Source organism: Ancylobacter sp. G4_0304 (genome assembly GCF_047501495.1).
GTDB lineage: Bacteria > Pseudomonadota > Alphaproteobacteria > Rhizobiales > Xanthobacteraceae > Ancylobacter.
Window position 1 is genome coordinate 1 of the sequence record NZ_JAZDRM010000064.1, and the last position, 11,318, is coordinate 11,318.

Annotated in this window: 10 protein-coding genes; 4 read left to right on the forward strand and 6 right to left on the reverse strand. The window is 66.6% G+C overall.

Annotated elements, in window-relative coordinates; translation table 11 throughout:
* Both VRZ77_RS21275 and VRZ77_RS21280 read left to right on the forward strand, forming a co-directional pair.
* The coding region (locus VRZ77_RS21275; RefSeq protein WP_414594570.1) for a GcrA family cell cycle regulator at nt 1-327 on the forward strand (327 nt) is incomplete at its 5' end.
* Between the two features lie 79 nt (nt 328-406).
* Entirely contained in the window at nt 407-1,186 is a 780-nt protein-coding gene (locus tag VRZ77_RS21280) for a M48 family metallopeptidase (protein ID WP_414594571.1), read from the forward strand.
* A 27-nt stretch (nt 1,187-1,213) separates the two neighbouring features.
* Here VRZ77_RS21280 and VRZ77_RS21285 read toward each other — a convergent pair whose 3' ends face one another.
* From VRZ77_RS21285 to VRZ77_RS21310, 6 genes are all read right to left on the reverse strand, one after another.
* The gene (locus tag VRZ77_RS21285; protein WP_414594572.1) at nt 1,214-3,376 is read right to left on the reverse strand and encodes a transglycosylase domain-containing protein; all 2,163 of its coding nucleotides are present in this window, start codon (nt 3,374-3,376) and stop codon (nt 1,214-1,216) included.
* Between the two features lie 94 nt (nt 3,377-3,470).
* Nucleotides 3,471-6,266 (reverse strand): [protein-PII] uridylyltransferase, encoded by a 2,796-nt coding sequence (locus VRZ77_RS21290; RefSeq protein ID WP_414594573.1) that lies wholly within the window; start codon nt 6,264-6,266, stop codon nt 3,471-3,473.
* 185 nt (nt 6,267-6,451) lie between these two features.
* A complete protein-coding gene (locus VRZ77_RS21295; RefSeq protein WP_414594574.1) occupies nt 6,452-6,997 on the reverse strand; it encodes a PRC-barrel domain-containing protein in 546 nt (181 codons plus the stop codon).
* A gap of 149 nt (nt 6,998-7,146) precedes the next feature.
* The gene (locus VRZ77_RS21300) at nt 7,147-7,557 is read right to left on the reverse strand and encodes a hypothetical protein (protein WP_414594575.1); all 411 of its coding nucleotides are present in this window, start codon (nt 7,555-7,557) and stop codon (nt 7,147-7,149) included.
* Nucleotides 7,558-7,802: 245 nt separating this feature from the next.
* Nucleotides 7,803-9,125, reverse strand: a complete 1,323-nt coding sequence (locus tag VRZ77_RS21305; RefSeq protein ID WP_414594576.1) for a sensor histidine kinase — start codon at nt 9,123-9,125, stop codon at nt 7,803-7,805.
* A gap of 11 nt (nt 9,126-9,136) precedes the next feature.
* Nucleotides 9,137-9,940, reverse strand: coding sequence for a response regulator (locus tag VRZ77_RS21310; protein ID WP_414594577.1), 804 nt, complete (start codon nt 9,938-9,940; stop codon nt 9,137-9,139).
* A gap of 293 nt (nt 9,941-10,233) precedes the next feature.
* Here VRZ77_RS21310 and VRZ77_RS21315 point away from each other — a divergent pair, with 293 nt between their 5' ends.
* Together VRZ77_RS21315 and VRZ77_RS21320 are read left to right on the forward strand one after the other, a co-directional pair.
* A complete protein-coding gene (locus VRZ77_RS21315; protein WP_414594579.1) occupies nt 10,234-10,434 on the forward strand; it encodes a NepR family anti-sigma factor in 201 nt (66 codons plus the stop codon).
* The gene (locus VRZ77_RS21320) at nt 10,431-10,985 is read left to right on the forward strand and encodes a sigma-70 family RNA polymerase sigma factor (protein ID WP_414594578.1); all 555 of its coding nucleotides are present in this window, start codon (nt 10,431-10,433) and stop codon (nt 10,983-10,985) included. Before VRZ77_RS21315 ends, VRZ77_RS21320 begins: the two co-directional genes overlap by 4 nt.
* The last annotated feature ends 333 nt before the right edge of the window (nt 10,986-11,318 follow it).

An 11,318-nucleotide genomic window follows, 5' to 3' on the forward strand; every position in this document is an offset into this window, starting at 1 on the left:
CCGCGCCCCAGCGCGCCGGCCCCGGTGCCGGCCCGTCCCGCCGTGCACGGCAATGCCGCGCTTGCGACGGTCGTACGCGCTGTCGCCGAGCCCGAGCCGGAGGAAGTCGCCGATCCGGTCGCCAACGTCATCCCGATGGCCGACCGCTGCACCATTCTCGACCTGACGGAATTCACCTGCCGCTGGCCCGTGGGCGATCCCGGCAAGCAGGATTTCTTCTATTGCGGCAGCCGCACCAAGACCGGGTTGCCCTATTGCGCCTATCACGCGCGCATCGCCTACCAGCCGGTTCAGGACCGCCGCCGCGACCGTCGCGCGGTGCGCTGAGCGGCCCGGCCAAATCCGAGGCTGGCGCCGGCGGCGCGGTGCGTCATAGTGGGGCGTGAACCGACACCCGGACAGGCCCATGCTGTTTCGTGCCCTCCAGCCTTCGCGCAAGACACCGGCTGAGCCGGAGCCCGACTCCTTCACGCTGCGGGTGGCGCACGAGGTCGTGGTGGTTACGCTGCGCCGCAACGCCCGCGCCCGCCGCTATACGCTGCGCGTGCGTGCTGCGACCCGCGACGTGGTGCTGACCCTGCCCGCCAATGGCCGGCTCAAGGAAGCGCTGGATTTCGCCCGCCGCCATGTCGGATGGATCGAGACCCGTCTCGCCCGCTTGCCGGACCAGGTGCCGTTCGCGGCCGGCGCGGTATTTCCCCTGCGCGGTATGCCCCATCGCATCCAGCACATGCCCGGCGCGCGCGGCACGGTGTGGCCGGCCAACGACGAGGCGGGTGCTTCGGTGCTGTGCGTGGCCGGTGATGCGCCACATCTTCCTCGGCGGGTGGAGGATTATCTCAAGCGCGAGGCACGGCGCGACCTGATCGAGGCTGCGCAGCGCCATGCCCGCGCGCTCGGCGTGACCATTACCCGCGTGACGCTGCGGGACACGGCGAGCCGCTGGGGCTCGTGCTCCTCGACCGGCGCGCTGTCCTTCTCCTGGCGGCTGATCTTTGCCCCTCCCTTCGTGCTGGATTATCTCGCCGCCCATGAGGTCGCGCACCGGCGCGAGATGAATCACGGCCCGCGCTTCTGGCGCACGGTGGACCTGCTGTTCCCCGAGCGCGAGCGGGCGGAGAACTGGCTCAAGCGCCACGGTCCCGAACTGCACCGCTACGGCGCTGCCCGTGAGGCGGAAGACTAACGGCCGCAGCTTGCGCGCGGGTGGGGCTCAGTTCCGGCCGAACAGCTTGTCGATCAGCCAGTTGTCAAGCGTCGCCGGCTTGGAGGCGGGCGGCTGCGGGCCACCGGTCACCACCGGGTCCTCCGGCACGTCGCCGGGCGGCAGCGCGCCGGGCGCCGGGTTGCCGGCGCCGGTGCCGGGCAGCGGCGTGACCGGCAGGTCCTTGTGTGCCGCCTTCATCACCTGGCTCCAGATTTCCACCGGCAGGCCGGAGCCGCCGGCCTTCTTCGTCGGCGAGGAATCGTCATTGCCGAGCCAGACACCGGTGACGAAGCGGCCTGTATAGCCCACGAACCAGGCGTCGCGGTAATCCTGGCTGGTGCCGGTCTTGCCCGCCGCCGGCCAGCCCGGCAGGTCGGCGCGCCGCGCGGTGCCGGTCAGCAGCGTCTGCTGCATCATGCTGTTCATCATCGCCACATGGGGTGGCGCCATCACCATGCCCCGGCTCGGCGCGGCATAGGAGTAAAGCACCTTGCCGGAGGCATCGCGGATCCGCTCGATGACGTGGGGTGTGATACCAATCCCGCCATTGGCGAAGGGCGCATAGGCGCTGGCGAGCTCCAGAACCGAGACTTCGGAGGTGCCGAGCGCGATCGAGGCGTTGGGCTCCAGCTTCGAGGTGATGCCGAGGCGATGCGCGGTCTTGATCACCTCGGCGGGTCCGACCTCAAGCGCAAGACGCACCGCAACCGTGTTCAGCGAAAAGGCGAGCGCGGTGCGCAGGTCCACCGGGCCGCGATATTCCTTGGAGAAGTTCTCCGGCCGCCAGCCCTTGATCTGCACCGGCGCGTCCTCGCGCACGGTCTCGGGGGTGAGGCCGCGCTCCATGGCGGTGAGATAGACGAAGGGCTTGAAGGCCGAGCCCGGCTGGCGTCGGGCGCTGACCGCGCGATTGTACTGGCTTTCCTCATAGGAGCGGCCCCCCACCAGCGCGCGCACGCCGCCATCGGTGTCGAGAACCACCAGCGCGCCCTGCTCGACGCCGAGCTTCTGGCCGCTCTTGGCCAGCGCGTCCTTCAGCGCCTTGTCGGCAACAGCTTGAAGCGCGGGATCGATGGTGGTCTGGACGATGACATCCTGCGTGATCGGGCCGATCAAGGTCTTGAGCTGCTCGCTCACCCAGTCGGCGGCATAGCCCGACGGGTCGACGCCGGCATTCTTGGCGACCACGGCCGGCCGTGCGAGCGCGACCTTTTCCATCTCCGGCGTGATGAACTCAGCCTCCTCCATCGCCGCCAGCACGATCTCGGCGCGGGCCTGCGCGCCTTCCAGATTGCGCGTCGGGGCGAGCGAGGAGGGCGACTTGACGAGGCCGGCAAGCATCGCGGCCTCCGAGAGCGTCACGGCCCGCGCGGACTTGCCGAAATAGCGCTGCGCGGCGGCCTCGATGCCATAGGCGCCCGCGCCAAAGTAGACGCGGTTCATGTAGAGTTCGAGGATCTCGTTCTTGGTGTATTTGGTCTCCAGCCACAGCGAGAGCACCAGTTCCTGCACCTTGCGCGACAAGGAGCGTTCAGGTGTCAGGAACAGGTTCTTGGCGAGCTGCTGGGTCAGAGTCGAGCCGCCCTGCAGCCGCCCGGTGGTGAGGTTCACGAACACCGCGCGGGCGAGGCCGATCGGGTCGAGCCCGAAATGTTCGTAGAAGCGCCGGTCTTCGATGGCGACAAAGGCTTGCGGCAGATAGGGCGGCAGCGCCCGCAGCGGCACGGAGCTGCCGCGCATCTCGCCGCGCGTGGCTATGGTCTTGCCGTCCGCGCCCTGGATGATGACGGTGGGCGGGCGCTCGGGAACCGCGAGGTTCTGGATCGGGGGAAGCTGGTTCGCCTCATAGGCGACGAAGCCGACAAGGCCGATCACCGCCCACAGGCCGAGGACGACGCCCCAGTAGACCAGCCGGCCGAGCAGTCCCCGCCGCGCGCGACCGCGCCGACGCGGCGGGCGATCGGAACCAGAGGCATTTCCGCGGGTGGCGGAGCGGGAGCCGGGCTTGCCAGAGCCGGTCTTCCCGCCTCCCGACTTGCCACTGGTGCGGGCATGGGTGGAGCCGGCCAATGTCGGGCGGTCCTCCGCGCTGAGGCGCAGATCACTGAACCCGGCCGGCGCTCCCAGCACCGGCTCGCGCCGCTCCATGTTACCCTTGCGTCCGAACATATGCCCCTTGTCCCGGTCGGCCGGTAAACGAACTCTAAATCGGGGCTTTTAAGGGGGCGTTAAGGGGAGAGATTGCGGCACGAGGAGGTGGGGATTACGCCGCGTGCGCCTCGTCGTCGGCATCCAGCACCTGCAGCAGAGCGCGGCGGATCGCCGAATGACGGGCCGCGCCCATCAGCTTGGCGCCCATCAGGTCGGTGACGTAGAACACGTCGACCGCCCGTTCGCCGAAGGTGGCGACGTGGGCTGAGGCGATGTTGAGGTTGAGCCGCGACAGCGCCTGTGTCAGCCCGTAGAGCAGGCCCGGCCGGTCGAGGCCCGACACCTCCACCACAGTGTGGCGGTTGGACCAGGAATTGTTGAGCGTGACTTCCGGCTCGACCGTGAAGGCGCGCGGGCGCTTGGGGATCTTCTTCGCCACCACCTCGGGAAGCCGGATTTCGCCCGAGAGCGACTTCTCGATCGCCGAGGCAATGCGCCCGGCGCGGCGCAATTCGTCCGCGTCCTGCTCGAAAGCGCGGGTAAGAGAGATGGTGTCGAGCGCGCGCCCGTCCGTGGTGGTGTTGATCTGGGCGTCGACGATGTTGGCGCCGGCCGCCGCGCAGGCCCCGGCGATCACTGCCAGCAGCTTGGGATGGTCCGGCGCGAACACGGTGAGCTCGGTGATGCCGCGCTCCGGGTCGGTCTTCGAGGCGGTGGCGAGCGCCTGACCCTTGCCCTCGGCGGCGAGGATGAACTCGGCATGGGCGAGTTTGTGCTCAAGGTCGACGCGCAGCCAGTAGCTGGGATAGAGCCGCGCCATATAGGCTTCCAGCTCGTCGGTGGCCCGCTCGCCCACGGCGGCGCGGAACTCGGCCTGGGCGCGGGCGACGCGCTGGTTGCGGTTGCTCTCGGAGAAGCCGCCGGTGACCACCGGCTCGGTCTCGTAATAGAGCGTGCGCAGCAGCTGGGACTTCCAGTTGTTCCACACGCCCGGCCCGACGGCGCGGATATCGGCGGTGGTGAGGATCAGCAGCAGCTTCATCCGTTCGAGATTCTGCACCACGGCGCCGAAATTCTCGATGGTCTTGCGGTCCGACAGGTCGCGGGACTGGGCGATGGTCGACATGGTGAGGTGCTGTTCGATCAGCCACGCCACCGTATCGGTATCGACCGCGTTCAGCCCGAAGCGCGGGCACAGCTTGCGCGCCACGCGGGCGCCGGCGATGGAGTGGTCTTCCGGCCGGCCCTTGGCGATGTCGTGCAGGAACACCGCGACATAGAGCAATTGCCGGTTCTTGATCTGCGCCATCAGCTCGTTGGCGATGCCGTATTCGGGCCGGTCTCCGCGCTCGATCTCGGAGAGCACGCCGATCGAGCGGATGAGGTGCTCATCCACCGTGTAGGAATGGTACATGTTGAACTGCATCATCGCGACGATGCGTCCGAACTCCCGCACGAAGCGCCCGAGCACACCGGTCTCGTTCATGCGCCGCAGCACGATTTCCGGCGTGTTGCGCGAACAGAGTATGTCGAGGAATAGCCGGTTGGCCTCGGGGTTCTCCCGCACCTTGGCGTCGATCAGCTTGAGCGAGCGGGTGGCGAGGCGCATCGCGTCGGGGTGGAAGGCCAGGCCGTGCTTGCCGGCGAGGTGGAAGATGCGCACGAGGTTCACCGGGTCGCGGTCGAACACCGCGTTGTCGGCGACATTGATGCGGTCATTATCGACGATGAAGTCGGCGCTTTCCTTCAGCGTGCGGCGGGGCGAGCGGCGCAGCCGGCTGATCATGCGGTTCAGCCGGGGGACCGGCTTGTCATGGCGCTCCTCCAGCGCGGCCGAGACGATGGCGGTCAGGTCGCCGACATCCTTGGCCACGAGGAAATAGTGCTTCATGAAGCGCTCGACATCCTTGAGGCCGGGATGCTCGGTGTAGCCGAGCCGCTCCGCCATCTCACGCTGGAGATCGAAGGAGAGCCGCTCCTCGGCCTTTCCGGTCAGGAAATGCAGATGGCAGCGCACCGACCACAGGAAATCCTCGCAGCGGCGGAATTCCTTGGCTTCCTCCGCCGTGAACACGCCCTTGGCCACCAGGTCGCGAGTCTCGCGCACCCGGTAGACATATTTGGCGATCCAGAACAGCGTGTGGAGGTCGCGCAGGCCGCCCTTGCCGTCCTTGACATTGGGCTCGACCAGATAGCGCGACTGACCAGCGCGTTTGAGCCGTTCCTCGCGCTCGGCGAGCTTGGCGTTGACGAACTCCACCGCCGTGCCCTCCACCACATCGGCGTCGAAGCGCGCGTTGAGCTCGTCGAACAGCGACTTCTCGCCGAGCAGCAGCCGGGCTTCCAGCAACGAGGTGCGGATCGTCATGTCCGCGCGCGCCTGACGGATGCATTCGTCGACCGACCGCGTGGCATGGCCAACTTTAAGCCCCATGTCCCACAGCACATAGAGCACCGCCTCGGCGACGCTTTCACCCCAGGCGGTCTGTTTGTAGGGCAGCAGGAACAGGATGTCGGTGTCCGAGCCAGGCGCCATCAGCCCGCGCCCGTAGCCACCGACCGCCACGATCGCCATGCGTTCGGCGGTGGAGGGATTGTCGGAGGGGTAAAGGTGGGTGACCACCAGTTCATAGACCAGCAGGATGATCTCGTCCTGCAGCCGCGACAGGCGCTCGGCACAGCGCCGGCCGGAGCCGTCCTGCATCAGCCAGCGCTCCGCGGTGGCGTGGCCGGCCGTGTAGGCAGCCTTGAGCCGCTTGGCGAGTGTGCCGCGCAGTTCGATCTCCCGCCCGGCCTTGGCCTCGCCCAGCACCGTCTTCGCCAGCACGGCCAGTTCGGCGCGCATGGCGTGGATGTCGAACAGGTCCTTGAAAGGATGGTCGGCGCGACGGGAGCGGGATTCGATCATGGCAGGATCCGACTGGACAGGCCTCCCGCTTTAGCCGATCCCGCCCGCCGCGTCATCGTGCACCGCGCTCTTATCGCCCCGTTACGGCCCAAACGCGACATGCCCGGCGGTGAGGCCGGGCATGCGGGCGCCATCAAGCGCTGGCGGCGAGCCGCCCCTCAGAAGCCGGCAAACCGGCTACTGGATTACTGGGTCTTGGTCGCGCTGGAATCGCGGGCCTGATCCAGGGTCTGGAATTCCGGCGCGGCGTTCAGCTCTTCCTTGGTCAGCGAGACCACGATCTTTTCGCCATCGTCGGTCGGCGTGGCGGTCAGCGAATCGAACGACACCGCGACCGGCTTGGCGCCGATGCCGAGGAAGCCGCCCACGTCGATCACGGCGGCGAGCACATTGCCGTCGCCGTCGACCACGGCGTCGCTGATCGAGCCGAGCTTCTCATCCGAAGCGGTGACGACATCAGAGCCGATCAGGTCGGACGCCATCCACTGGCCGCTGGCCTGGGCGGAGACGAACTTCGGCGTCGCGGTCGGCGCGGTGGCCGTGCTCGGCGTGCCGGGCATCACCGAGGCGGGAGCCTGCGGCGACGCGGCGTCGGGAGTGGCGGTACCCGGCGTGTGCGGGGCAACGGCGGGCGGGGTGGTGGATTCGGGGTTCGCGCTCTGCGCGAAGGCAACCGCCGGGGTGAGCGACAGCGCGGCAAGAGCGGTAAGGGTCACGATCTTGTTGGTCATAGAGAAATCTCCCATTTCCGTAAGGTCGGTTAAAAGTGGTGCGGTCGGTGACCGTCTGCCTCAACAACCTCTTCCAGCCGGGAATGTTCCCTATAAAATCATCTGATCGGACAATAACTTGAAGGTATTTATTTGAAGGGAATATAATACTAGTTGATGTTCTGGATCATCGAGGCGTCAGCGACGCAGACGGTAAGTTCTTCCGTCGAAAGATTGGAGCGGGTCACGCCGACGCTGGAGGCGCAGCCGCGCGTTGCCTTCATGGTGCGGCTCGGCGCCGCCGGCTCGGGCGTGACGGCCTTGACGGCGACCGACGTGTTGTGCGCCCCCTCGCTGGGCGTGACGCGCAAATCAAGCCGCGCCCCCTTGGTGGCACGATTAACGGCGCTCGACTGAAACAGCGCGCCGGCGGGCTGCGCAATGGGCGCGACCGGCGCGCCGCGCCCGCTCGGGGCCGGGCTGAACGCGGTGGCGGTGAGGGGAATCGCAATGGCCATGCCGGTCAGCGTTCCCAGAAAATAGCTCGTCCCCCTGAGGGCGGCGGCACCGAAGCGAGGCATCTTCGTACCCTTCCGATCTCTTGCTCGCTGCCGATCGGCGCAAAGGCGCGATCCTCCGCGCGGACACAATAGCTGTGCCTCGCGGACTAAAGCCGAGAGCAAATGTCCAAGAAAACCGCGGAACGGCATCCCCGCCGTCCGCGCGCTTGGTTAATGCACAATGAAAGGATTGGTTCCAAAATCGCCGCCGCGCCGATCAGTTGTCGGCGCGGTACGTCGCGATGCCCTGGAAATGGAGAGCGTTGCTAGCGTCCGGCGGCGAGATGCTGTTCCGGTACCGAGACGTCGCAAACCAGCCCGCCGGGGGCGAAGGTCAGGTTCACCTCGCTATCGAGCGCACGTGACATGTTGCGCTCGATCACCAGCGAGCCGAAGCCGCGGCTGCGCGGCGCAGTCACCGGCGGGCCACCCTCTTCGCGCCAGGATAGCTCGAAGCCGCCGCCTGCTTCCGGCATGCGCCGCGCCCAGGAGATGGTGACATGCCCCTCGGGCACCGACAGCGCGCCGTACTTCGCTGCATTGGTCGACAGCTCGTGCAAAGCGAGGCCGATATTCTGGGCCGCTTCGGGCTTGAGGAAGATGTCCGGCCCCACCACCGAAACCTGGCTGTTCTCGCGGTTGAGATGATGGCCGAGCTGCGAGCGCACCATGTCGCTGAGCGAGGCGCCATGCCAGCTTTCCTGCACCAGAAGGTCGTGCGAAAGCGCCAGCGCCTGTAGCCGCGCGCTGAACTGCTCGACGAATTCATCGATCGACGAGGCGTGGCGGGCGGTCTGGCGCGCCATGGCTTGAATGACCGCGAGCAGGTTCTTGGAACGGTGCGTGATCTCGCGGGTGAGCAGGCGCAGATGCTGCTCATTGAGCTTGCGCTCGGTCACGTCCACCGCGGCGCCGGTAAGCCCGATCGTGCTGCCCGACAGGTCACGCAACGGCTCGACATAGAGGTCGTACCAGTATTTCGAGCCGTCCTGCTCAACCTCGATCTCGCCCTTGCGCGGCGTGGTGCCACCCAGCGCCTCGCGCTTGAGGTTCTCCAGTGCCCGGGATTGGCCATCGCCAAGAAGGTCGCCCTCGGTCGCGCCCAGCACCTGCTCGACCGGAAAGCCGAACAGAGGCTTGCTGACCGAGGTGTAGCGCAATTCGCGATCCTGCGTGAAAATCGCGACATTGGAGCCGCGCAGCGCCATCTCGTAGCGCTGCAGGGCCGTCGCCAGTTCCAGCGCGAGGCGCCTCTGCTCGGTCTCGATGCGGCCGGGCAGCGGGATTTTCAGCAGCGAGTGGAAATTCAGCCACAGCACGCAAGCGCCGATGGCATTCAGCGCCGCGAGCGCGATGCGCACCATCGACTGCAGCCAAGGAAGGGTGTCCCCGGCCTTGAGATTGGCCAGTAGCGACAGGATGCCGACCATCAGCACAAGTCCGCCCAGCAGATAGCCAAGCAGCTTCATGCGCCCGCTCAGGTCGGAGCGGAGTATGATCAGGCGAAACAGTGCAAGCGCTATGGCGAAGGAGGCGACAACGGTGATGTACCGTGCCACGTCATCGAGCAGGCTGAGCGAGGCACTCATTCAACTGCGCCTCACGCCGTGGCTCGTTGCTCCCGGGGGCGGGCCTTCCGCTCGAAGAACAGCGCCTGGCTGACCACCGCCGCCACCGTCGAGGGCTGGAACGGTTTGGCGATCAGGAAGGCCGGCTCCGGCCGGATGCCGGTCAGGAAACGCTCCGGATAGGCGGTGATGAAGATCACCGGCACTTCGGCGGTCTCGATCAGCTCATTCACCGCCTCCAAGCCGGAACTGCCGTCGGCGAGCTGGATGTCGGCGAGGATGAGGCCCGGAGCTTTGCGCTTGGCGAGGTTGACCGCTTCGCCATGGGTCCGGGCGATGCCGGTCACGCGGTGGCCGAGGCTTTCCACCAAACCTTCGAGGTCGAGAGCGATGAACGGCTCGTCTTCGATGATGAGCACGTCGGTGGCGATCTCGGCGGCCAGCTCGCGGCCCGCCTCTTCCACGAGATTGCGCAGGGTCTGGATATCGACGTCGAGAATTGCGGCGGCATCGGCCTCCTCAAAACCTTCGAGAGAGACCAGAAGGAACGCCTGGCGCACCACCGGCGTTATATGTCCGAGGCGCTGCTCGCCCTGTATGGCGGGAGGGCCGCGATCGGGCACGCCGTTGACGGAAACCGAGTTCCACAGGCGCGTCAGAATGCGGTAGAGGCCGACGCGCGGATCTTCTCGCGTATCGAGGACATCCGGGTCGGCAATGAGCGTTTCGAGCAGGGCGGTTACATAAGTATCGCCCGCCGCCTGGCTGCCGCTAAGCGCGCGCGCATAGCGGCGCAGGAAGGGCAGGTGCTGCGCAACGAGTTGCGAGGTGCTCACGCGTGTCTCCCCAAAAACAGATTCGGCCGCGTTCCTGCCGGCCGGTCCACCATTAACGACGTGTCAGGGATGCGGTTCCATACTGCCGCGAAAAAAATCTGAGAAAGCGGTCGCGCCTGTGGGAACCCGAGGCGTCATGGCTCGTTATCAGCGGCGAGTGTGCGCAGTGATGCGTGCAGGAATGCGACGGAGCCGCCCTTTATTCGAGGATATCTGGAGGCTCGATGTCGGGAAAAAAAGCAATGCATGATGAACAGTCCGAGGGAGCGTCGGGTACGAACGACGCGTCTCTCATGGAAACTACACTCCCGGGCTCCAAGCTCGGTAGCGACATTCAGGCCAAGATTGGTCAGCACCTGCGCGCAATGTACGATGACGTTGTTCGCCAGGGGGTGCCCGATCGCTTTCTCGATCTCCTGTCCCGGCTCGACGAGCCTGCCGCCCCGGTGGACGGATCGGCGCCGAACAAGCGTAACGATGGAGGTCATCGGTGACCTCCTTCGATCCGACGCTCCGCGACGACATCATTGCCGCGATCCCCAATCTGCGAGCCTTCGCGATTTCGCTTAGCGGCAATGTCGATCGTGCCGACGATCTGGTGCAGGAAACGCTGCTGCGTGCCTTTGCCAATCTCGGCAGCTTCCGCCCGGGCACCAATCTTCCGGCCTGGCTGTTCACCATCCTGCGCAACCTGTTCCGCTCGGAATATCGCAAGCGGCGCCGCGAGGTGCCCGATTCCGACGGCGCCTTCGCCGCGACGCTGACCAGCAATCCCGACCAGGACATGCATCTGGACTTCGAGGATTTCCGCGCCGCGCTGGACACCCTGCCGCCCGATCAGCGCGAGGCGCTGGTGTTGGTCGGCGCATCTGGCTTCTCCTACGAGGAAGCGGCCGATATCTGCAACTGCGCGGTCGGCACCATCAAGAGCCGCGTGAACCGGGCTCGCCGCCGTCTCGGCGAGATGCTCGCCATCGAACATGCCGGGGATTTTGGTCCCGACATGACCACACGGGCCGCTCTGGCCGCCGCCGAGCGCGGCTGACCTTCGACCCTTCTGCCTTCAGGCCTTCCCCACGACATTATCAAGTTTCCACCGGCTGTGGCCGGCAGGAATCTGCTCCGTGCGCCCGGCGCGCGGGTCGCTGGCTTGCGCCTTCGCGACTCGCTCGTCGAGGCGCACGCGTCGTTGGATGGTGGCGCCAACAATGAAAACGCCCGCGCCGGTCAAGGAGCGGGCGTTTTCTTGTGGCCTAGGCAGTGGCCCCATAAATTTGCGGGCCGGCTAGGAGCGTGATTCAACCTCTCTCGATAGGGGAGAGAGAGATGCGCCGCCACGAATTGACGGACGAGGAATGGGCGATCATCGCCCCGCTTT

Coding starts and splice junctions, on each gene's coding strand:
- VRZ77_RS21280 (WP_414594571.1), top strand. CDS start 407: ATGCTGTTTCGTGCCCTCCAGCCTTCGCGCAAGACACCGGCTGAGCCG.
- VRZ77_RS21285 (WP_414594572.1), bottom strand. CDS start 3,376: ATGTTCGGACGCAAGGGTAACATGGAGCGGCGCGAGCCGGTGCTGGGA.
- VRZ77_RS21290 (WP_414594573.1), bottom strand. CDS start 6,266: ATGATCGAATCCCGCTCCCGTCGCGCCGACCATCCTTTCAAGGACCTG.
- VRZ77_RS21295 (WP_414594574.1), bottom strand. CDS start 6,997: ATGACCAACAAGATCGTGACCCTTACCGCTCTTGCCGCGCTGTCGCTC.
- VRZ77_RS21300 (WP_414594575.1), bottom strand. CDS start 7,557: ATGCCTCGCTTCGGTGCCGCCGCCCTCAGGGGGACGAGCTATTTTCTG.
- VRZ77_RS21305 (WP_414594576.1), bottom strand. CDS start 9,125: ATGAGTGCCTCGCTCAGCCTGCTCGATGACGTGGCACGGTACATCACC.
- VRZ77_RS21315 (WP_414594579.1), top strand. CDS start 10,234: ATGGAAACTACACTCCCGGGCTCCAAGCTCGGTAGCGACATTCAGGCC.